27 protein-coding genes are annotated in these 21616 nt (G+C 64.8%); 24 read left to right on the top strand and 3 right to left on the bottom strand.

Features of this window, described 5'->3' with window-relative positions:
• The first annotated feature begins 35 nt into the window (after positions 1 to 35).
• The 20 genes from GE253_RS05165 to GE253_RS05070 all read left to right on the top strand — a co-directional run bounded on the left by GE253_RS05165 (position 36) and on the right by GE253_RS05070 (position 12947).
• Entirely contained in the window at positions 36 to 473 is a 438-nt protein-coding gene (locus GE253_RS05165) for a phage virion morphogenesis protein (protein WP_153203076.1), read from the top strand.
• Positions 474 to 486: 13 nt separating this feature from the next.
• On the top strand, positions 487 to 651 hold the full coding sequence (locus GE253_RS05160; protein WP_153203075.1) for a hypothetical protein: 165 nt from the start codon (positions 487 to 489) through the stop codon (positions 649 to 651).
• A gap of 286 nt (positions 652 to 937) precedes the next feature.
• Positions 938 to 1951, top strand: coding sequence for a phage protease (locus GE253_RS05155; protein WP_173012507.1), 1014 nt, complete (start codon positions 938 to 940; stop codon positions 1949 to 1951).
• A 3-nt stretch (positions 1952 to 1954) separates the two neighbouring features.
• Complete coding sequence (locus GE253_RS05150; RefSeq protein ID WP_153203073.1) at positions 1955 to 2368, top strand: hypothetical protein; 414 nt, start codon at positions 1955 to 1957, stop codon at positions 2366 to 2368.
• A 12-nt stretch (positions 2369 to 2380) separates the two neighbouring features.
• Positions 2381 to 3301 carry a Mu-like prophage major head subunit gpT family protein gene (locus tag GE253_RS05145; RefSeq protein ID WP_153203072.1) on the top strand — a complete coding sequence of 307 codons (921 nt, stop codon included), beginning with the start codon at positions 2381 to 2383 and terminating at the stop codon, positions 3299 to 3301.
• 45 nt (positions 3302 to 3346) lie between these two features.
• Positions 3347 to 3562, top strand: coding sequence for an HI1506-related protein (locus GE253_RS05140; protein WP_153203071.1), 216 nt, complete (start codon positions 3347 to 3349; stop codon positions 3560 to 3562).
• A gap of 1 nt (position 3563) precedes the next feature.
• Positions 3564 to 3986, top strand: a complete 423-nt coding sequence (locus GE253_RS05135; RefSeq protein WP_173012506.1) for a DUF1320 domain-containing protein — start codon at positions 3564 to 3566, stop codon at positions 3984 to 3986.
• Positions 3987 to 4520: a phage protein Gp37 gene (locus tag GE253_RS05130; RefSeq protein ID WP_153203069.1), complete on the top strand. Its 534-nt coding sequence runs from the start codon at positions 3987 to 3989 to the stop codon at positions 4518 to 4520.
• Complete coding sequence (locus tag GE253_RS05125) at positions 4510 to 5115, top strand: phage baseplate assembly protein V (RefSeq protein ID WP_153203068.1); 606 nt, start codon at positions 4510 to 4512, stop codon at positions 5113 to 5115. Before GE253_RS05130 ends, GE253_RS05125 begins: the two co-directional genes overlap by 11 nt.
• Positions 5116 to 5125: 10 nt before the next feature.
• Positions 5126 to 5365, top strand: coding sequence for a hypothetical protein (locus GE253_RS05120; protein WP_153203067.1), 240 nt, complete (start codon positions 5126 to 5128; stop codon positions 5363 to 5365).
• A gap of 37 nt (positions 5366 to 5402) precedes the next feature.
• Positions 5403 to 5741 (top strand): GPW/gp25 family protein, encoded by a 339-nt coding sequence (locus GE253_RS05115; RefSeq protein ID WP_153203066.1) that lies wholly within the window; start codon positions 5403 to 5405, stop codon positions 5739 to 5741.
• Positions 5738 to 6571, top strand: a complete 834-nt coding sequence (locus tag GE253_RS05110; RefSeq protein WP_153203065.1) for a baseplate J/gp47 family protein — start codon at positions 5738 to 5740, stop codon at positions 6569 to 6571. The genes GE253_RS05115 and GE253_RS05110 overlap by 4 nt, the downstream gene beginning before the upstream one ends.
• Positions 6568 to 8091 (top strand): phage tail protein I, encoded by a 1524-nt coding sequence (locus GE253_RS05105; protein ID WP_153203064.1) that lies wholly within the window; start codon positions 6568 to 6570, stop codon positions 8089 to 8091. The genes GE253_RS05110 and GE253_RS05105 overlap by 4 nt, the downstream gene beginning before the upstream one ends.
• An 8-nt stretch (positions 8092 to 8099) precedes the next feature.
• Positions 8100 to 8540, top strand: coding sequence for a hypothetical protein (locus GE253_RS05100; RefSeq protein ID WP_153203063.1), 441 nt, complete (start codon positions 8100 to 8102; stop codon positions 8538 to 8540).
• 14 nt (positions 8541 to 8554) lie between these two features.
• Positions 8555 to 9475, top strand: coding sequence for a hypothetical protein (locus GE253_RS26020; RefSeq protein WP_211101348.1), 921 nt, complete (start codon positions 8555 to 8557; stop codon positions 9473 to 9475).
• A gap of 10 nt (positions 9476 to 9485) precedes the next feature.
• Entirely contained in the window at positions 9486 to 9806 is a 321-nt protein-coding gene (locus GE253_RS05090) for a hypothetical protein (protein WP_153203062.1), read from the top strand.
• Positions 9807 to 9826: 20 nt separating this feature from the next.
• Positions 9827 to 10933, top strand: a complete 1107-nt coding sequence (locus GE253_RS05085) for a hypothetical protein (RefSeq protein ID WP_211101347.1) — start codon at positions 9827 to 9829, stop codon at positions 10931 to 10933.
• An 11-nt stretch (positions 10934 to 10944) separates the two neighbouring features.
• Positions 10945 to 12120 carry a phage tail sheath subtilisin-like domain-containing protein gene (locus GE253_RS05080; RefSeq protein WP_153203060.1) on the top strand — a complete coding sequence of 392 codons (1176 nt, stop codon included), beginning with the start codon at positions 10945 to 10947 and terminating at the stop codon, positions 12118 to 12120.
• A 10-nt stretch (positions 12121 to 12130) separates the two neighbouring features.
• On the top strand, positions 12131 to 12634 hold the full coding sequence (locus tag GE253_RS05075) for a phage major tail tube protein (RefSeq protein ID WP_153203059.1): 504 nt from the start codon (positions 12131 to 12133) through the stop codon (positions 12632 to 12634).
• Positions 12635 to 12680: 46 nt separating this feature from the next.
• Positions 12681 to 12947, top strand: a complete 267-nt coding sequence (locus tag GE253_RS05070; protein WP_153203058.1) for a phage tail assembly protein — start codon at positions 12681 to 12683, stop codon at positions 12945 to 12947.
• Positions 12948 to 13020: 73 nt separating this feature from the next.
• Here GE253_RS05070 and GE253_RS05065 read toward each other — a convergent pair whose 3' ends face one another.
• On the bottom strand, positions 13021 to 13440 hold the full coding sequence (locus tag GE253_RS05065; RefSeq protein WP_153203057.1) for a hypothetical protein: 420 nt from the start codon (positions 13438 to 13440) through the stop codon (positions 13021 to 13023).
• On the opposite strand from GE253_RS05065, the gene GE253_RS05060 reads away from it, so the two are divergent.
• From GE253_RS05060 to GE253_RS05045, 4 genes are read left to right on the top strand one after another with little or no spacing between them, the layout of a single operon-like run.
• Positions 13439 to 17923 (top strand): phage tail tape measure protein, encoded by a 4485-nt coding sequence (locus tag GE253_RS05060; RefSeq protein WP_153203056.1) that lies wholly within the window; start codon positions 13439 to 13441, stop codon positions 17921 to 17923. The genes GE253_RS05065 and GE253_RS05060 overlap by 2 nt on opposite strands.
• A gap of 9 nt (positions 17924 to 17932) precedes the next feature.
• Positions 17933 to 18322 (top strand): phage tail protein, encoded by a 390-nt coding sequence (locus GE253_RS05055; protein WP_211101346.1) that lies wholly within the window; start codon positions 17933 to 17935, stop codon positions 18320 to 18322.
• Complete coding sequence (locus GE253_RS05050) at positions 18322 to 18528, top strand: tail protein X (RefSeq protein ID WP_153203055.1); 207 nt, start codon at positions 18322 to 18324, stop codon at positions 18526 to 18528. Before GE253_RS05055 ends, GE253_RS05050 begins: the two co-directional genes overlap by 1 nt.
• Positions 18529 to 18530: 2 nt before the next feature.
• The gene (locus GE253_RS05045) at positions 18531 to 19544 is read left to right on the top strand and encodes a contractile injection system protein, VgrG/Pvc8 family (RefSeq protein ID WP_153203054.1); all 1014 of its coding nucleotides are present in this window, start codon (positions 18531 to 18533) and stop codon (positions 19542 to 19544) included.
• A gap of 143 nt (positions 19545 to 19687) precedes the next feature.
• On the opposite strand, the gene kduD is transcribed toward GE253_RS05045, so the two are convergent.
• Positions 19688 to 20440, bottom strand: a complete 753-nt coding sequence (gene kduD / locus GE253_RS05040) for a 2-dehydro-3-deoxy-D-gluconate 5-dehydrogenase KduD (RefSeq protein ID WP_153203053.1) — start codon at positions 20438 to 20440, stop codon at positions 19688 to 19690.
• Between the two features lie 65 nt (positions 20441 to 20505).
• Entirely contained in the window at positions 20506 to 21351 is an 846-nt protein-coding gene (gene kduI, locus GE253_RS05035; RefSeq protein ID WP_153203052.1) for a 5-dehydro-4-deoxy-D-glucuronate isomerase, read from the bottom strand.
• Positions 21352 to 21616 lie beyond the last annotated feature (265 nt).

Raw genomic sequence — 21616 nt, 5'->3', positions numbered from 1 at the left:
TAGTCTATATGTAAGACTGATAGAGGGGGAAGTCCATGGCCGGTGTGACGATAAAGATTGATGATAGCGACCTGCAGCAGTTGCTGGACCGCGTTGCCCGTCTGCCGGGCACCATGGCGCCGATCATGAAGAATATCGGGCTGGCGGTGGTGCAAGGCGCGCAAGAACGGTTCCGCAAAGAGCAGGCCCCGGATGGCAGCCCCTGGAAATCCCTGGACCCCGATTATGCCGCCACTAAGCGCGGCCCCGGCATCTTGCGGGAAATGGGACAGGCTGGCGGCCTGTTTGGCAGCCTGACCTATCGCGCCAATGCCAGTGGGGTGGAGATCGGCACCAACAAGGTTTACGCTGCCCATCACCAGTTTGGCAGCGATACGCTACCGGCCCGCCCCTTTCTGGGCCTATCCGATGATGACAGGGCGGATATACTGGATGTGGTCGCCGACCATGTGGGGCGGGCGGTGGCGGGGTGATGCGGAGGATTTGATGCCATACGAAGAAAATATGAGTGTTCAATACGACGAAAGCACGAAGTCCGTGACGGTTCATTTTCGTGGTGAAAAGCAGGTGCTTCCGGGACGATACGAAAGTCAGGAAGCAGGAAAAAGAGCGGGCGAAGCCTATTGTCGCCGCCAAGGCTGGGTGGGCTGACCTTCAGGCAGTGTTCACGGCGCGTCAGCGCCTTGAACACCCTGCCCGCACCAATGCCCCGTGAATTTCTTTCAAACGCATTCAGAACGCATTTGAAGCCGCGCCGCGCCCGTCCATAGCCCCCAACTGTTGATCGGATCAGGCGGGCGGATTTTGGGGCTGGACGAAATGGCCCGCCCCCGGCAGTGTTGCGCCACCCCCGATAGCCCTTCGCGGCGATACCGGTTCCGATGATGCGGAACGGCAATCCCCTGTCTTCTACCATCGTCAAACGATGGGGGGCAGGATGGCGCACAGCGCCCAACATATCAGTATTCTCGCTATCGCGCTGGAAGCCGGCCAGCCGGCCCCGGAATGGGTGCATCTGGTGCCTGCCGGCACCTTTCGCGGTGCTGACGGGCGCGGCCCGTTCACCCTGGCGGCCCCCGACAAGGTGATTGCCACGTCACTGGCCGCTGTGGCGGGGGGCGTGCTGCCCATTGATTACGATCATGCCATTGATCTGGCCGCCCCAAACGGGGGCAAGGCCCCGGCTGCGGCCTGGATTGAAGAGCTGCAATCCAGGCCGGACGGCATCTGGGGGCGCGTGAAATGGACGCCCGCAGGGGCGGCGGCGGTGGAGGCGGGTGAATACCGCTTTTTGTCCCCCGCCCTGGTCACGCCGCAAAAAGGCGGCGGCCCCATCACCGCCGTGTTGCGCGCGGCCCTGACCAACAATCCCAACCTGCATGGGCTGAAGGCCCTGCATATGAACGGAGCGGAAATGGACGAAACCCAGCTTGCCCAACTACGTGAAGTATTGGGATTGGGCGCGGATGCCGATATTGCGGCCATCCTGGCAGCCATCAAGGCGCTGAAGGACGGTGCCACCAACCCCATGTCCAAGGTGGCCGATGCATTGGGCCTGAAGGCCGATGCCAGCGCCGACGCCATCATCGTGGCCCTGCACGCGGCCAAGACCCCGGACCCGGCGAAGTTCATTCCTGCAACCCAAGTGGTCGCCCTGAATGCACAGGTTCAGGAACTGATGGCGGAAAAGCGCGACCGCGAAATCAATGAAGCCGTCACGGCAGGCAAGCTGCCCCCGGCCCTGAAGGAATGGGGGATTGCACTGCACAAGTCGGACCCGGCTGCCTTCCGCAAATATGTGGAAACGGTGCCGGCCATCGTCGGCAGTGACCCGGCAAACCCGCCGCCGCCCGCTAAGGGCGCCCATGGCCTGACGGTGCAGGAGATTGAAATCTGCCAAACCATGGGTTTGGCGCCCGAAACCTTCGCGGCCACGAAGAAGGAGGGTTAAGCCATGGCGCTGACCAACGACCGGGATACGGTGGAACGCCGCGCTCCGACGATCCGTGATTTTGGGCTGGCCGGTGGCGCTGTGATCCATGCTGGCGCCTTGGCGGTGCTGAAGGATGGATGGGTCCGGCCGGGCTTTACCGGGACCGGGCTGGTGGCCGCTGGCCGGGCGGAAAGCCGGGTTGACAATAGCGGCGGGGCCGATGGTGACCGCCGGGTGAAGGTCAAGGCCGGCACCTTCCGCTTTGACAGCGCCACCGCCCCCGCTGCCGATGCCATCACCGCCGCCGATATCGGCAAGGTGGCTTACATCGTGGACGATCATACCGTCGCGCGCACCGATGGCGCCGGTACCCGTTCCCCCGCCGGCCTCATCTGGGACGTGGACGCCAGCGGCGTCTGGGTCCGCATCGGTTAAGGAGTATCCCCGATGATCCGCAATACCACCAACCTGACCGGGCTTTATGTCGGCTTCAAGACTGCCTTCCAGGGCGGCTTCGACGGTGTGAAGCCCACCTATAAGCGGGTGGCGATGACCGCCCCCAGCACCACCAAGACCGAACAATATGGCTGGCTGGGCACCATGCCCAATATCCGCGAATGGGTCGGCGACCGCGTGGTCAACAGTCTGGCGCTGCACAGCTACAGCATCACCAACAAGAAGTGGGAATTTACCCTTGGTGTGCCGGTGGACGACATCGAAGACGACACTTACGGCGTCTTCAGCCCGCTCTTCACCGAAATGGGCCGCACGACCGCCATCTTCCCCGACCAATTGGTCTGGCCAGCACTGCGCAATGGCCACCGCAATCTGTGCTATGACGGCCAGAACTTCTTTGACACTGAACATCCCGGCGTGGAGCTGGTCACGGATGAAAAGACGGGCGAGGAAGTCGAAAAGCCTGTTCTGGTGAGCAATTATGGCGGGGGCACCGGGCGGTTCTGGTGTTTGTTGGACACAACCCGCGCCATCAAGCCGATCATTTTCCAGGATCGTAAGAAGTTCGATTTCGTGCGCCTGGACGCCGCCACCGACGAGAACGTCTTCAACCGCGATGAATATATCTACGGCACCAAAGGCCGTTCGAATGTCGGTTATGGCTTCTGGCAGCTTGCCTATGGCTCCCGCCAGCCGCTGACACCGGAAGCCTATGAAGCGGCACGGGCGGCCCTGTTGAGCATGAAGGGCGACCACGGGCAGCCGTTGGGGGTGCAGCCCGACCTGCTGGTGGTGGCGCCGTCCGACGAAGGGGCGGCCAAGAAAATCCTGATCAATGAACGCGACGCGAACGGGGCAAGCAATCCCTGGAAAGGGACGGCGGAACTGATGCTGTCGCACTGGTTCGGCTGATCCATCCCCGTCGCCAAGGGCGGCGGGCTATCCAGGGGTTGCCCCATGAAAATCAAAATCACCGCCCCTTCCGATGGTTATGTCCGTGCTGGCCTGCGGCACACCAAAGGCGGACGCATCCATGACGCGGCCGACCTTACAGAGGCGCAGCAGCTGACATTGGCCGCCGACCCGCATCTGCGGATTGTCCCCGTCAATGATGAAGTCAGTGAACAGCAACTGCCGGCCGAGACGGTGCAACGCCGCCGCAAGGGGGGCTGAGATGTACGCAACCCTGGACGACATGACCAAGCGGTTCGGCACCCGCCGACTTGCTGAACTGATCAGTGAGACGGGTGATACTGTTGATGCGGTGGCGGTGGAAAACGCCATTGCCGATGCGGTGGCGGAAATCGACAGCTATCTGCTGCCCCGGCACCAGCTGCCTTTGCCCACCGTGCCGGCCCGGCTGGTCTCTGTCACCTGTGACCTGGCGCTGTACCGGCTGCACCAGGGCGAGCGCAACATGGTGACAGAACAGGTGCAGCAGCAGCGGGATCAGGCTTTGACCTGGCTGCGTGAATTGGCCGCCGGGAAGGTTGATTTGGGGCTGGATACGGGCGGCGCGCCTGTGCAGGTCAGCGGCGGTGCCCGGCTGGTCAGCGCCGGGCGGATGTTCAGCCGGCACCGGTTGAGGGGGCTTTGAATGAGCTTCGAAGCTGTTTTGAACGCCATCGTTGCGGGTGTAAAGCCGACCTGCCGGAACGTGGAAGCCATTCCCGGCCCCCTGGATAAGGAGACGTTGGGCCGGTTGATTTCCACCGCCCCCGCCGCCCGTGTTGCCCCGATCGGCGTGGTGGCGGCGGAAGCGGTAGGGAACGGCCAGACCGACTTCACCTTCCAATTCGCGGTGTATCTGGTGACGAAACCGACCCGCAGCCTGGATGTGGGGGATACGCTGGCCATGGTGGGCGGCATCCTGGGCTTGTTGCCGCGCGCCACATGGGGCCTGGGGGATGTGCATCCCGTGGAAGATGACACGATCCGGGCTGAGACGCTTTCCACCGCTGACCTGCTGGCCAAGGGGGTGGCGCTGTGGGCCGTGACATGGCGGCAAACGGTGCGGATGGGGGCCGATATGTGGGCAGAGCCCGCCATCAATTTCCCGCCCGTGGCTGACGCCCGGTACGACGACGGGCGGTTCGTCGAAACTGCCGTGGATCTGCGCCATGATCGGTGATGCCGTCGCCATCACTGAATTGGCGCGCTGTCTGGCCAATATGATCCGCATCGGCACTGTGTCGGATGCGGATTATGGCGGCCCCAAGGTCCGGGTGAAGGCGGGTGACCTGCATACCGGATGGCTTCCCTGGTTGACCACGCGGGCCGGCAAGGACGTGACTTGGTGGCCGCCGGAAGTGGGTGAACAGGTGCTGATCCTGTGCCCGGACGGCGACCCGGCCCAGGCCGTGGTGTTGATGGCCATCTATTCCACGGCACAGCCAGCCCCGGCAGACCGCCCGACGATACATCTGACCCGCTACCCTGACGGCGCAGAAATCTCCTATGACCGGGAAGCCCACCAGTTGACGGCTAACATCCCCGGCGACGTGAGCTTGACCGCAACGGGGACCGTCACCGTGAAGGCGGACGGTGTCATCGATGTCGAAAGTGCATCCGGCATCACCATCAAGGCCCCCACAGTCACCATAGAGGGCACCCTGAAGGTGAAAGGCGACCTCTCGCAGGCCGGTAACCTGGACGTTACCGGTAATGTCAACGCGAGCGGCACCGTCATGGATGCCGGCGGAAACAGCAACCACCACAAACACTGAGAGGATAAAGATGAAGCAATATGTGCTGATGGCGGATAAGCGCGGCTATGGTGCCGCTGGCGAGACCATAGCCCTGAGCGACACCCAAGCCCAATTCCTGCTGTTGACGCAGGCGGTGGCGCCCGTGCGCACCGAACCACCTGACATGCCACCTGCCAGTGCCGACCCTGGCGGGGCGGGGCCGCCAGAACCGGCCCCGGACGCCGAAACCGGTACCGATGGAACGGGGAGGCGTCGCCGCCTACCGTGACCGGACAGGCCAGATGGGGGCCTGAAAGGGAGGCGTGATGCGCGGGATGAACCGGGAGACGGGCAAGGCCATGGACGGATTGGCACATATGCGCCAATCCGTGCTGGACATCCTGGGCACCCCCCTGGGCAGCCGCGTCATGCGCCGTGATTATGGTTCCGCCCTGCCGGACTTGATCGGGGCACCGGTGGGGCCGGAACTGTTGATTGAAGTGGCGGCGGCCTGTGCCCTGGCGCTGCGCAAATGGGAACCGCGTTTCCGTCTGACCCGCGTGCGGCTGGCAGTTCTGGGGCCGGGCCAGTTGAGTTTGGACCTGGTGGGCGTGTATCGCCCGGATGGGCGGGAAATCACCCTGGACGGGCTGGTGATCGCATGAGTATCGACCTGTCCCGGCTGCCGCCGCCGCAGGTAGTGGATCAGCCCGAATACGATAGCATCCGCGCCGCCCTGATCGCCGATTTCACCCGCCGATGGCCGGATTTTGGCGCGGTGACGGAAAGTGAACCGGTCATCAAGCTGATTGAGCTGGTGGCGTACCTGTCGCTGCTGCATCGCACCCGCGTGAATGACGCGGCCAGGGACGTGATGCTGGCCTATGCCGAGAAAGGCACCCTGGAACATTTGGGCGCGTTGCTGGGTGTGGAGCGGCGGGCGGGTGAAAGCGATACAGCGCTGCGCGCCCGCATACAGCAAGCCCCGCAAGGGTTCAGCACCGCCGGCCCTGCCGCTGCGTACCGGTACCATGCCATGCGCGCACATCCGGAGGTGCGACAGGCCGGAGTGGACAGCCCCAGTCCGGGGCTGGTGCGTGTCATTATCCTGGCGGCCACGGGCGATGGCACCGCCCCCGCCCCCGTACTGGACGCGGTGACGGCGCTGTTGACGCATGATGATGTGTGTCCGCTGACGGACCGGGTGCTGGTGGTGCCGGCAGAGATCACCCGGTATGACGTGGTGGCGCGGCTGGAGCTTTATGACGGGCCTGATTCGGTGCCGGTTGTGGCGACCGCGGAGGCCGCCGCCCGGGACTATGTGGCCACCCGTCACGCATTGGGCGAAGTGGTTGCCGTCAGCGGCATTATCGCAGCGCTTCACGTGGCGGGCGTGCGCCGCGTGTTTCTGGCCGCACCCGCCAGTGATATTGTCTGTCGGGCTGATCAGGCCGCTTGGTGCCAGTCGCTGCGGCTGTCGGTAGTCACGCCATGACCGCCGAGTTGTTGCCCGCCAATGCCACGGCGCTGGAACGGGCGCTGGCGGAGGTGGCGGGCGCAGCCCTGGATGTGCCGGTCCCCATCGACCGCCTGTGGTCGGCGACGACCTGTCCGGCACCGCTGTTGGGCTATCTGGCCTGGGCATTGTCTGTTGATCAATGGGACGCTTCCTGGCCGGAAGAGCGGCAGCGGGCAGTGGTCCTGGCCGCCATTCCCACCTACCGCCTGAGGGGGACGGCAGGGGCGGTAAAGCGGGCCGTGGCGGCACTGGGCTATGGCGTTGACCTCCGCGATGGAGCCACCGCAGCACTGTACGATGGTGCCCTGCACGCCGATGGGCGGGAAGAACATGGCGGGCGGTGGGCCGTGTTCGACGCGATCTTGCATTTGGGGGAGCGGGGGTTGACCCCGCAGATCCAGGCCATGCTGACCCGGGCCATCGTGACGGCCGCGCCAGCACGCGCCCACCTGCGTCATATGGCGTGGCGAGCAACAGATCAGGATGATATCGCCACTGGCCAGCATTTCGCCGCCGCCGCCCATTTCGGTGTCATTGATCAGCGCCGCTGGGGGCATCGGTATGATGGCGGGATGGCCCATGGTGGGGTTGTGCGGCACCGCCATGATGGTGCGTCGGCGCATGATGGATCGCTGCCTCATGCCGGGTGGAGCCTGCCCAAAACTGGTGCGCGGTATGATGGACAGGAAGACCCGGCGGCCCTGGCCGTGCGGCCTGCACTGGCCGATGCGCAGCTGGCGCGGATGCTGGCAGATGGGCAGATGGCCCATGATGGCAGCGGCCGCTATGGCGAGCATGGTTGCGCCGCGGACCCGCACCACCTGCGCGCCACCCTGTCCACCCGCCACGATGGACGGCAGTCCTACGCTGGGACTTGGTATGGCCGGGGGATGGTCGCAAACGGCGCGGTGCGCGCGGGTATCGGCCTGTCCGATACAGCGCCTGCGGCGGACGGACACCAGGGCCTGGCCGTGCGGACGATGCTGGGTGACCGGCTGCCATGGCTGCTGCGCCGGCATGATGGTGCCATCACCCATGATCAGGCGATGCGCGGCACTTATAGCGGTCGAAGGCAACATGATGGCCGTGTATCGCATCAAGGGTGGGTGCTGGGTCGCAAAGACTGGCGCCGGCATGATGGCACCATCACGCACGGTGGGCAGGTGCCATATGACGGCCGGGACGTACCCGGCCTGCCCTATGACGCCGGGGCCGACCCTGCATCGCTTACCCTGTGTCTTCAGGATAGTGACTTGGTTCGTCTGGCGCCGCGCCATGACGGTCATCTGACCTATTCAGGCGCCCAATATGGCGTCAGTGGCGTGATGGCGGTCGAGCCGCTCACCACGCTGCGCGTCACACGGCACCGCACCTATGGCGGGCGGCAACGCCATGGCGGGGATCGCTACGACGGCAGCCGCAGCCATGACCGTGCCCGCACTTATTTCGTCGGCGTCACGTACGCCGCGACCGGTATCGATGAACAACTGCTGTGAGGCGTGCGATGTTTTTTAAAGACGACACAACAATACAAGGTGCGTTGATCCTGCGTATCCGCCGGGGTGGGGTACTGGTGGAAGAGCAAAAAGAACCGAACATGATCATGGATGTTGCCAAAGATGCACTGTCCCGGCTGATCGCCGGTGATGGTGCCGGCAAGGCGGTGACAGCCATCGGCTTCGGCATCGGCGGGGTGCCCCCCACGCCAGCGGACCAGAGCCTCACCAGTCCTTACACCAAGACCCTGTCCGGCCACACCTATCCAGCTCGCGGCCAAGTGCGGTTCGAGTGGGCGCTTTCAACCGGTGAGGCCAACGGGATGGCTATCCGAGAATTCGGGTTGGTGACCAGCGACGGCCTGCTGTTCGCCCGCAAGGTGCGGGCGGCGGCCATCGAAAAGGCTGACGACATCAGCCTGGATGGTTCCTGGACCATCATCTTTTGACACAAGGGGTGAGCATGGCAAATCTACCGGAAATCGCGCGCTGGGAAGACGGCGTGTACCAGATTGAAATGACCGACCCGGTCGTTGGTGGGTTGGACGGGATCAGCAATATTCAAGGCAGGCAGCTGGCGAACCGGACGGCCTTCCTGAAAGGCACCGCCGATGAAGTGGCGGCCGCGCGAGGTGGCAAGGCGACCCTGGCGGAGCGGCTGGCACAGTATGACGCCTTTTCACCGGACCAGCAGAGCGCGTTGGCGGCGGGCGTATTTTCTGCCCTGCATATGGCCGGGGCGAATGCACGCGACATCGACGCGATACGCCGTCGGGTGCTGGCGCAGGGCCGGGTGTTGATAAAGAATAAATTCGTCCTGTCTGGCTATGCGCTCACCAAGTCCGATATCAGAGCGTTGCACTTGTCTGCGACGGGTACCGTCGGCAGCGGGGTATCGCGTGCGCGGCTGGATGGGCTGACCGTGTCCCTGCCCGACGACGATTACGCGCTGTCCGTGCCGACCAACGACACCCCCGTGGCCCGCACCTATTATGCGGTGCTGCGGCGGCAGTCGGTGGGGCACGGCCTTGAAATTGCTGATGGCGAAGTGCCTGATGACGCACTGGCGCTTTATCGTCTGGACGTTCCCGCTGGCCACACGGCCAATAATTTGACGGGTGTCGCCCTGGTAGACCTGCGACTGATCCAGCCCGACAATGGCTGGTTATCCAATTTCGTCCCTTATGCGGTCGTCGCCCTGAAGGAGGCGCTGCCGGCAGCAGATTACGGGGTGGAGCTGGAGGTGGAAGGCACCATGGGCCGGGCGGCGGTCGGTCTGATCACCGCCTATGACAAGGCGCCGAACGGCTTCAAAATCGCCGCAACCGGCAGTGCTGACAATATCAGTATTCGCTGGACCATCATCAACCCGTCCTATCAGTGAGGAGGAGACGATGCACGTCGTTCCTATGACCGTTGGCGTTCCCCCGCTGCACGCGCTGGACGGGGCCGTTCTGACCCTGAGCACTGGTGGAGGTCACCAGCTATCGATCGATCTGGGCGAGGCTGAGCGGGACACGGAAACGGTCATTTCGGTGTTTGTCGCCCGGGGTCGCCTCTCGCTGGCGAGGGGTGGTGCCTATGCTGCCGTCATCCAGGTCCCGCCCCGACGGTACACCGAAGAATGGGGTGAGGATGGCCCCCGTATGGTGGCGCAGCCGCTCAACATCGACGCCGTAAGCCTTCAATTATGGGCCCTGCCTGACACTCTGTGAACGTTAAATGAGGTCTGATCGTGCCGATTACCATCTCGATACCCGACGCCTTGCGCCAGTCGGTTGAGGCCGCGACGGGCGGCCGGAACACGGTTTTATACGACCAAAAGGGGTACCCCAGCATCATGGTGGTGGTGCCGCGTTTCAATCTCACCGATATCGACCCCAAATTGGGGGCCGGATTTCACCCGGCCTTCACGGTCAACGGCATCGCCAAAAGCGAAATTTTTGTCGGGAAGTTCCCGGCGGTGGTCCATGATGGTGCCGCTGTGTCTCTGCCCTCCCATGACCCGTCATACAGCCTGACCTTTGATCAGGCCCGGGGGGCGTGCACAACCAAAGGCGTTGGCTGGCATCTGATGACCAATGCCACATGGTCCGCCGTCGCCCTTTGGTGTTGGCGCAACGGCTTTTTGCCGAGGGGCAACACCTCCTGGGGCAAGTCGTCTGACATGCCGTACGAAACGGGGCGGCGGGCGGATGGCGGCAGTCCCGGCATCACCAGCGGCGCCGGCCGCACCCTCACCGGCTCCGGCCCAACTGCGTGGTGCCATGACAACTCTTCGGCAGGCATATCCGATCTTGTCGGCAATCTGTGGGAGTGGGTGGGCGGCTTGCGCACAGTGGCAGGCGAGCTCCAGGTCTTGCCCGACAATGATGGCGCTGACGGCGGGAAAGACCAGTCGGCAACGTCTGCCCTGTGGCGGGCGATCAGTATCGACGGCGCGCTGGTGCCCCCCGCCAGCAGCAATACGCTGAAATATGACAGCTCCGCACCGGGCGGGCAGGGCATGGTCGGCGTACCCGTGTTGAGCACCGTCGTCGGCAACTCCAACGCCAGCGGGGACGCAACTGCCGGCGGCTTTACCAGCACCGGGTTCGAGGCCGTGACCACCGACACCGCGCGGGTCCAAAATCCCCCTGCCATCCTGAAAACGCTGGGGCTGTTCCCTGCGGCCACCAGCGGGCTGGGCGGTGACATTTTCCAGGCCCGTAATCACGGCGAGCGGCTGCCCATCCGTGGTGGGGATTGGTCCAGCGGTGGAAGCGCTGGGCTTTTTGCGTTGAATTTCAACAATGGTCGCACAGGCACCGGCTTCGGCTTTCGCCCGGCCTTTATTCTGTGAGGAGGTGTTAGATGGCTTTCTTCCATGGCATTGAAATCACAGAAGTCAGCGACGGTATCCGGCCGGTGGAGACGGTGCGGTCGGCTGTCATCGGGGTGGTAGGGACCGCCCCTGGCGCCAGCGCCGCATCATTCCCCCTGGATACCCCCGTGCTGCTGCCGGGCCATCCCCGCTTGGCGGCCGACCTGGGCACCACCGGCACGCTGCCGGATGCCGTGGAGGGTATCTTTTCCCAGGCGGGTGCCTTTGTGGTGGTGATCCGCGTGGCAGAAGGGGCTGATACGGCGGCGACGCTGGCCAATATCATCGGCAGCGAAGTCGCCGGTACGGGTATCCATGCCCTGCCCCTGGCCGGGTCTGTGACCGGGGTGGTGCCGCGTATCCTGATCGCCCCCGGCTTTACCAGCGCGCGGGCTGGCGGGACCGCCAACCCCGCCGCCGCCGCCTTGCAGGGGGTGGCTGCCAAGCTGCGGGCCGTCGCGGTCATTGATGCCCCCAATACAACGGATGCCGCTGCCATCACCTATGCCGGTGATTGGGGCAGTGCCCGCCTGTTCGTGGTTGATCCGCATGTGCTGGTATTTGATCAGGCCACTGCCACCAATGTGCCGCGCCCGGCAAGCCCCCGCGTGGCGGGGCTGATGGCCCGTGTTGATGGGGAAAATGGCTTCTGGTACAGCCCCAGCAACCATATCATCAACGGCATCGTCGGCACCGACCGGCCCATCGAATTCAACCTGTCCAACCCCAACAATGCCGCCAATCTGCTGAACGAAAAGCGGGTAGCGGTCATTGTTCGCCGCGAGGGCTGGCGGCTGTGGGGTAACCGCACCACCAGCGCGGACGCGCAATGGTCCTTCCTGCCGGTCCGCCGCACCGCCGACATGGTCTACGAAAGCCTCGAAGCCGCCATGCTGTGGGCGATGGCACGCCCCTTCAGCCGCCAACTGCTGCTGGATGTGCAGGAGACGGTGCAGACCTACATCAACACCCTGGTGACGCGCGGCGCCCTGTTGGGCGGCAAGGTCTGGATTGACCCCAGCCTGAACAGCGGGGTTGAGTTGATGGCGGGCAAACTGACGGTCGATCTGGACCTGGAGCCGCCAGCCCCGCTGGAAAGCCTGAAAATCCGGGCGCATCGCAATAACGGCTATTACCAGGAGCTTGTCGCCGATATGGCGGCATGAGGAGACGAGCATGTCGCTGCAACTGCCCAAGAGCTTTGCCGGCTTTTCCTTGTTTGTTGATGGCATTGGCTATGCCGGAAAGGTGGTGGAAGCCAAGCCGCCGGCCCTGAAAATCAAGACCGAGGATTTGGAGGCCGGCGGCCTGTCCGGCACGGTCACCCTGGATATGGGGTACCTGGAAAAGCTGGAATTCAGCGCCACGGTGGCTGAGTTCACCCCGGAACTGCACACGGTTCTGGGCAAGCCCAACCTGCTCTACAGCCTGCGGGCGGCCCAGGGGGAGGGCGGCAATTTCGAGGCGGTGGTGTACCAGATGCGCGGCCCCCTGAATGAGCTGGAAACCGACGCCTTCAAGCGCGGCGGCCAGACCGCCATCAAGCTGGCGGGGGTGGTGCGTGCCTTCAAGCTGAGCATCGGCGGCCGGGAGGTGTGGAACGTGGATATTGAAGCCGGCACCCGGATCATCGGCGGGGTGGATCAGATGGCCGGTTTGCGGTCCGCACTGGGTTACTGAGTTTCAACACCCGCCTAACACAAGCCAAAGACAAGGAAACTGAAAAATGACGGTCGAAATCACGCTGGATTACCCGGTCGAAGGCCCCATGGGTACCGTGGAAAAGCTGACCATGCGTCGGCCCAAGGTCCGCGATCAGGTGGCCGCCCAGGAAGGTACCAACAACCCGGCGGAATTTGAGCTGCGTCTGTATAGCTTCCTCTCCGGACAGCCGCCGGAGGTTATCGCCGCCATTGACCTGGCGGATTATGCGCGGCTGAACCGGGCGTATCTGGATTTTATGGCGCCGCCGGCCAAGGGCGCGGCGGCATGATTGCAGCGGGCGAGCTGCGGCGCTTATGTGTCCGGTTCGCCCGTCTCACCGGCTGGGGATGGGCCGAAATAGGTCAGATGGAAGTGCCGGAATTGCTGTCCTGGCTGGATGCGGCGGCGGAAGAAGTATCGGCGGAACTGGCCGCAGCGGGCTGAACGCCAAACCGCTTGGCGATATCGAAGCGGAAACGCCACAGCAGATAACCCGCCCCTGCTGTCAACGCGATGGTGGCCACGGGGCCGAGCGTTACCCAGCAGATGGCCCCTATGATGGTGGTGGCAAATACAAGAAAGCCACCCACACCAAACATCCATAGCAGGATGACAACAACGATCATTGTCGCCGTACCCGCCAGAAGGCCCAAAAACGGGTAGTACCACCAGGGAATACCGGGAACGGCGAAAGCAATCACAATCGTCAAGAACGCGGTCAGCCCGAGAACGAATTTATGGGGGCGCTTCTTCGCTGGCGCTCCAGCGGAAAGAACAGACATGGACCGTAGCCTTTCGCTTTCGCTCATTATCGGCGCGACCGTCGCCGGAACAATGGCCGCCGCCGTAGGGCGAACCGTATCGCAGGTCGGGCGCATCGGGGAAGCCACAAAACGCGCGCAACGCGAAAGCCAAGAGGCGATTTCCCGCACGGCCAGCCTGCAACAGCAGATGGGGCAAATCGACACGTACCGCCGGGCCGGACAGGATGCGCTGGCCGCCGGGCGGGCATATCGGGCCGCATCTGAACAGGTGGGCACCCTTGCCCGGCAGGTTGAGGCCACACGCGCCAGCGTTGGGCAGCAGGCCCAAGCGCTGCAACAGACCCGTACAGCCCTGACAGGGGCCGCCAATGTGGCCAAGGAAGCAGCAGCGGCGGAACGTACCTTGGCCGCTGCACAGGCCCGCACCACGGCGGAAGTGCAAGCGGGTGAAGCGGCCCTGCGTGGTGCCGCCAGTGCCCGGCAAGCCGCCGAAACGCAGGTTGCTGCGTTGGCGGAACGGGAACGGGCCTTGGCCAGTGTCGTGGCGGCCGGGGGACCGGCCACGGCGCAACAGGTTGCAGCACTGGAACGGGCACGCACCGCCACGGCCCGTGCCGCCGCCTCACTGGAAAGGCGGCAAGCCGCAGAGCGCAAGGTTGCTGATGCCGTTGCTGCCGGACGCATCCCCCAGAACCAAGCCGCCACCGCCTTGGCAGAAGCGGCAGACGCCGCCCGGAAGGCAGCCGACGCCCTGGAAAAGAAGCGCACCGCTGAACAGCAGGCATCGGCTGCCGTTGCGGCGGGTGCCCCGCCATCGCGCGAACAGCGACGCGACCTTGACCAGACGCGGGCCGCCCTGGCACGGGCGACCGAGGCGCTGGAAAAGAAGCGCACCGCTGAACAGCAGGTAGCAGCGACCCTGGCACAATCGCGCCAGCGGCTGGCCGAACAAAGTGCGGCGCTGGATCAGGCCGGGGCAGAAGCGCGAGATGCCGCCAGCGCCTTGGCTGCCCTGAAGGCGCGGGAAAGCGAACTGGCCGCCGCCGTTGCCGCCGGCACCGCGCGCAGCAGTGAACAGGCCGCCGCCCTGGAACAGGCACGGGCTGCCACCGCACGGGCGGCGGCAGAGGCCGACCGCAAGCGGCAGCGGGTGGTGGAACTGCGTACAGCCCTGCAAGCGGCTGGCGTGGATACGGCCAACCTTGCCCGCCAACAGCGGACGCTGGCCAGCGAATTGCAGCAGACCGCCCAACAGGCCGACCGCGCACAGGCAGAACTGGACCAGTTGGGGACGGCTGCGGAGCGGGCCGGCAAGCGGATGGAAATTGGTGCCACCTTGCAGCGCCAAGCGGTGCAGATTGGTGCGACCGCCGCCGCCATTTCCATGGCAACGAAGCCCGCCATCGCCTTTGAAAGCGCCATGGCGGACGTCAAAAAGGTGATCGATTTCGAAAGCCCCGCCGAATTCCGCCAGATGGGCGACGATATCCTGAACCTGTCGCGCCGTATCCCGATGGCGGCCACGGGGCTGGCCGATATCACGGCGGCGGCGGGGCAGGCAGGCATCGCGCGCAAGGAGTTGCTGCGGTTCACCGAAGACGCGGCGAAAATGGGCGTGGCGTTCGACCTGACCGGCAAGGAGGCCGGTGCGGCGATGACGGGCCTGCGGACCATTTTCGGCCTGACCCAGGATGGCGTTACCGGGTTGGGTGATGCGATCAACCATATTTCCAACAATATGGATGCGCGGGCCGCCGATATCCTGAACATCGAAAACCGCGTCGGCAGCATGGGCAAGCTGTTCGGCCTGACGGGGGAACAGGTTGCGGCGCTGGGTGCCAGCTTTCTGGCGTTGAAGACCCCGCCGGAAGTGGCGGCGACTGGCATCAATGCATTGCTTGGCAAGCTGGCCACGGCCACCACCCAGCCAAAGGAATTTCAGAAGGCGCTGCGCGGCATCGGCCTGGATGCAACGGATTTGAAGGCCGCGATTGGCCGGGACGCGCAAGGCGCGCTGATGACCTTCCTGAAGGCGGTGGAAGGGGCCGACGACAAGATGACCGTTTTGGCCGAGTTGTTCGGTGCCGAATATGCCGACGACATGGCCAAGCTGGTGGGGAGCCTGGGCACCTATGAAAAGTCGCTGGGGTTGGTTGGCGACAAGGCCAAATATGCCGGTTCCATGCAAAAGGAATTTGATGCCAAGGCCGGGACGACGGGGAATGGCATCACGCTGATGAATAACAGCGTGTTCGCCGCTGCCGAAAAGATCGGTGAAGCGCTGCTACCCATGTTGGATGTCGTGGGTGCAGTCGTTGCCAAGGTTGCTGATGGCGTGGCCTGGGTTGCCGCCGAAATGCCGGGACTTGTGCAGGCATTAACTCTGGGGGTGGTCGGGTGGACCGCCTTTCGCACGGGTGCCACTGTGGCCAGCTATGCCAGCACCTTCTTTGCGGGTGGCATCCCGGCGGTGATTGCTCGCTTGACGGGGATGACAGCAGCGGCCACCGCCAGTGGTGCCGCCAATACCGCCGCCAGCGTCGGCCTATGGGCGCAGGCCCGTGCCGCCGCCGCCGCATCGTTTGGCTGGGTCCGGCTGGGGATCAGCATGGCCGCCGCCCAGGCCCCGATGGTTGGGGGCGCCTTGTTGAGTGGCATCACCAGTGTGGGGGGCGCCCTGCTATCCATGGCGCGGGTGGCCATCCCCGCCACAATTGCCGGCTTATGGACGCAGGCCCGTTCCCTGGCTGTTACATCGTTCGGTTGGATGCGATTGGGGACCAGCATGGTCGCCGCCCAGGCCCCGATGGTGGGAGGCGCCTTGTTGAGCGGCATCACCAGCGTGGGGAGTGCCCTGATGTCCATGGCGCGGGTGGCCATCCCCATGGTGATCGGCGGCATACGCGCCCTGACGGTGGCGGTGATGACCAACCCGGTTGGTTTGGTCGTGGGCGGCATCGCCCTGGCAGCCGGGCTACTGATCAGCAATTGGGACAAGGTGGGGCCGTTCTTTTCCGGGCTGTGGGATGGCATCGGCCGGGGGGCCGCGTGGGTTTGGGATGGCCTGAAGACGCTGGCCGGCTGGACCCCGCTGGGCTTGGTAATCCGTGCCTGGGAGCCCGTCGCAACATGGATCGGCAACCTGTGGGACGGGATCAAGGCGAAGATCAGCGGCGTCATCGATTGGATGGCTGGCAAGCTGGCCTGGATCGGTGATGCATGGCGGTGGGTGACCGGCGGCGCCAGTCCCGCGCCGGTACCTGTGGCCGCGAATGAAAATGGTGCCGCACCCGTCGCCGGCCAGCCGGCCCCGGTTGGGGCGACGGCGGTACCAGTGCCGGCCCCGGTTGGGAGAACGGTTCTACCCCTGCCGGCCCCGCGCGTGAACGTGACGGCACCGGCCGGGCAGCTGATCCCGACGGTTCCGCCTGTGGTGAATGTGCCGCCGGCCCCAGCCCCGGTTGGGGCGACGGTTCTGCCTATGCCGGCACCGCGTGTGAGCGTGACGGCCCCGGCCGGGCAGCTGATCCCGGCCGTTCCGCCCGTGGTGAATGTGCCGCCGGCCCAGGCCCCGGTTGGGGCAACGGTTCTGCCTATGCCGGCCCCGCGCGTGAACGTGACGGCCCCGGCCGGGCAGCTGATCCCGGCCGTTCCGCCTGTGGTGAATGTGCCGCCGGCTCCGACCCCGTTTGGGGCAACGGTTCTGCCCCTGCCGGCCCCGCGCGTGAGCGTGACGGCCCCGGCCGGGCAGCTGATCCCGGCCGTTCCGCCTGTGGTGAATGTGCCGCCGGCACCGGCCCCGGTTGGGGCAACGGTGGTGCCTCTGCCGGCTCCGCGCGTGAACGTGGCGGCCCCGGCCGGGCAGCTGATCCCGGCGGTCCCGCCCGTGGTGAATGTGCCGCCGGCCCAGGCCCCGGTTGGGGCAACGGTGGCGCCCCTGCCGGCACCGCGCGTGAGCGTGGCAGCCCCGGCCGGGCAGTTGATCCCGGCAGTTCCGCCCGTGGTGAATGTGTCGCCGGCCCCGGCCCCGGTTGGGGCAACGGTGGTACCCCTGCCGGCTCCGCGCGTGAGCGTGGCAGCCCCGGCCGGGCAGTTGATCCCGGCAGTTCCGCCCGTGGTGAATGTGTCGCCGGCCCCGGCCCCGGTTGGGGCAACGGTGGTGCCCCTGCCGGCCCCGCGCGTGAGCGTGACGGCCCCGGCCGGGCAGCCCGCCCCGGCAGCACCGTCGCCCGTGGTGAATGTGCCGGCAGCCCCAGCCCCGGTTGGGGCGACGGTGGTACCAGTTCCGGCCCCGCGCGTGAACGTGACGGCGCCAGCCGGGCAGTCTGTGCCGACCGGCCAGCCGGTGGCAGAACGGCGCCAGCAGGCAGCGAGCCGGATCGAACACAGGGAAGAAATCCATATCCATATCCATGGCGCGACTGTGACCGACCCGCGCCAACTGGCGGACATGGTGCTGGCCGAACTGCAGCGGCGCCAGCGGCGCGCGTTGAACGACTAAGGGTGCGCGATGGAAGTGATGATGGCCCTGGGGGGCTTTCGGTTCAGCCTGGGGACTGCGGCCTATCAGACCCTGGAACGGTCCACCGAATTTCGTTGGGCTGAACAGGATCGGTTGGGGCGCGGGCCGGCCTATCAGTTCGTGGGTTTGGGGGCCGATACCATTACCCTGGCCGGGGTGATTTACCCGCATTACAGGGGTGGCCTGGGGCAGGTGGACGCCATGCGGGCAGAGGCTGCCAAGGGTCAGCCGCTGGATTTGGTGGATGGCTGGGGGCGCGTCTGGGGGGTCTGGGTGATCCGCTCGGTACGGGAGCGCGACAGTAATTTGATGGGCAATGGCGCGCCGCTGCGCATCGAATTTCAGGTCGAACTGGCGGCCTATGGGGAGGATGCGTAATGGCTGCATCGTACCGGACCAAGGCGGGGGATGTGCTGGACGATGTGTGTTTGCGCCATTACGGGCGCAACGACATGGTGCTGGCCGTGCTGGCGGCCAATAAGGGTTTAGCGGCCGTGGGCGCGGTGCTGCCGGCCGGGCTGTTGGTTATGCTGCCGGCTGCGCCGGCAGTGGTTGCGGCGGCAACCGTCCGGCTGTGGGATTGAAAATGGTGACGGTGAAGAACCCGGATTGGCGGATCGTGGCCGATGGCGTGGACGCCACGGCAAAGATGCGGGATCGCCTGTTGCGGTTGCGCGTCAGCGATGAAGCCGGGATCGAAAGCGATACGGCCGAGATTGAACTGGATAACCGGGATGGGGCGCTTGCCCTGCCACGCACCGGGGCCGAACTGCAGGTGTTTCTGGGGTGGCGGGGCGGCGCGCTGGTGGATATGGGCCTGTATGTGGTGGACGAAATCCGCACATCGGGGATGCCGCGCACGATGGTGATTTCGGCCAACGCAGCCGATATGCGGCGGTCGTTCAAGGCGCAGAAAACCACGTCATGGCACGACACCACAATTGGGGCCATTGTGGCCACTATCGGGGCCGCACATGGCCTTGCCCCTGTGGTCGCGCCCGAACTGGCCGGGGTGCAGATCCCGCATATGGATCAGACGGGGGAAAGCGATATGGCCTTCCTGTCCCGGATTGCCCGGCAATATGACGCTGTAGCCAAGCCCGCCTATGGGAAGCTGATCTTCGTTCCGCGCGGGCAGGCCAAGGCGGCCAGCGGCAGGCAGATGGCCACGGTGTCCATGTCCTATGCGGCTGGGGATATCAGCAGCTGGCGCACCACCATCGCAGACCGGGGGCGGTATGGCGCGGTGAAGGCGCACTGGCATGACCAGGGGGCGGGTGAACGCAAAGTGGTAATTGCGGGTGGGGAAGAGCCCTCAATGACCCTGCCCAACAGCTTCCCGAATGAAGCCGCCGCAAGGGCTGCGGCGGCCGGAAAGCTGGCGGCCCTGACCAGGGGGACGGCCACCCTGTCACTGACAGGGCCGGGCCGGCTGGACCTGTTTGCAGAAGGCCGCGTGGTGCTGGCCGGATGCGATGCGGCGGCGGATGGGGAGTGGAGCATCACCAAGGTGGAACATTCACTCGGGAAGAGTGAGGGATTAACCTTCAGCCTTGAGGCTGAAACGCCCCGAACCACGGCCCCTTCGAACCCCGTTTGAAGGGGCTTCGAAGGGGGTTTTATGGGGGTTCGCCGATACAGGTTTCAGCGATCATGTTTTATGTCCTGAGCGATCAAACTTTTCGGCGCGCATCAGCGGCGTAAAGCGGTGGCGGGGGGCACCGCCCCCCGCCGGTCTATCGATCAACGCGCCAGCCAGCCGCCATCGACCGCCAGGATATGGCCCTGGACATAGTCGGCAGCACGGCTGGCCAGGAACACGGCGGCCCCGCCCAGATCGTCCGGCTCACCCCAACGGCCGGCGGGGATGCGGGCCAGGATGTCACGGTTGCGGTTTTCATCCGCGCGCAGGGCCTCGGTATTGTTGGTGGCGAAATAGCCGGGTGCGATGGCATTCACATTGATGCCCTTGCCGGCCCATTCATTGGCCAGCAGCTTGGTCAACCCAGCCACACCGGACTTGGACGCCGTATAGCTGGGCACCCGGATGCCCCCCTGAAAGCTCAACATCGAGGCGATGTTGATGATCTTGCCGCTGCGGCGTTCCAGCATGTGCCTGGCCGCCGCCTGCGACAGGAAGAAGACGCTTTTCAGGTTGGTATCGATCACATCATCCCAATCGGCCTCGGTGAAATCCACCGCGTCGGCCCGGCGGATGATGCCGGCATTATTGACCAGAATGTCCAACTGGCCGAAATGGGCCAGCGTGTCGGCCACCAACCCCGGCAGCCCATCCATCTTCGACAGGTCAGCGGTCAGTTGCAGGCAGCGCCGGCCAGCGGCCTCCACCGCCGCCGCCGTTTCGCCGGCATCGCGGCGGGCCACGGTGACAATATCGGCACCAGCGCGGGCCAGCGCGATGGCGAGTGACTGGCCCAGGCCGGTATTGGCCCCCGTCACCATCGCCACCCGGCCGGTCAAATCAAACGGGTTCATCGGCTTGTTCCTCTGGAAGATAGGCCGCAGGATGGACGGCGGGGGCCCATGCAGCCCCCTGCCCCTTACGCCAACTGGCAGATATCCAGCACCTTCATGTCGGTATAATCCAGGTTCTCACCGCCCATGGCCCAGATGAAGCCATAGGCGCGGGTGCCCGATCCCATATGGATGGACCAGGGCGGGGAGATCACCGCCTCATGGTTCTTCACCACAATATGGCGCATGGCATCCGGATGGCCCATGTAATGGAACACACGGTCCTGCTCTGGCAGGTCGAAATAGAAGTAAATCTCCGAGCGGCGTTCATGCAGATGCGGTGGCATGGTATTCCACACCGAACCTTCCTTCAGGATCGTCACGCCCAGCAGCAACTGGGCCGAGGCACAGACACCCGGCACGATATATTGATAGATCGTGCGCTCGTTGGAGGTTTCCAGCGCACCGCGCTGCAGCGGGTTGGCCTTTTCGATCGGCAGATGCTGGATCGGCAGGGCGGCATGGGCCGGCGTGGAGGCCAGATAGAACAAAGCCGGGTTGGCGGCATCGTCGGAGGCAAAGCTGACCGAGACGGAGCCCATCGGCACATAAAGCCCGTCGCGCGGCCCCATGGTGAAGCTCTGGCCATCCACCACAATCCGGCCAGGCCCGCCGACATTGACGATGCCCAGTTCACGCCGCTCCAGGAAGGGGCGGCCGACAGCAGCGGCGGGTTCGGTCTGGGTGGGCAGCTCCAACGCGCCATCCACTGGGGCGGCCCCGCCGATGACAAACCGCTCATTATGGGAATAGTTCAGCACCACCCGGCCCGGCTGGAAAATGCCGGTCACCAGATAACGGTTACGCAGGTCACCCGTATTCGCCGCTTCCAGGCTGTCCGGATGCGTGGCGTGGAACGTCTTCTCAAACATAAGATACTCTCCCAATGCGGCGCGGGGCTGGGGTGCGATCGCAACCACCCCCTTAAATTCCGCCACAATATGGTATATTCTCCCAATTTATGGAACAAAATAATGCCATGCCGGTGGGAGGGGAGAAAGATACAGGATAAAGCCGCCGGGACGGGGGGTATGGAGCGCCGTGAATGGCGGAAACCCTCAATTGACACCGGTAACAGTGACGATTAAGCAGAGTAGAAACAGGGTAGCGGGAAGCTTGACACCCCCGCCGGACCCA

Origin of the sequence: Niveispirillum sp. SYP-B3756, from assembly GCF_009495745.1 — a bacterium.
GTDB lineage: Bacteria > Pseudomonadota > Alphaproteobacteria > Azospirillales > Azospirillaceae > Niveispirillum.
The sequence above is the reverse complement of the archived record's forward strand: the minus strand, read 5'-3'. Positions and strand labels throughout refer to the sequence as shown.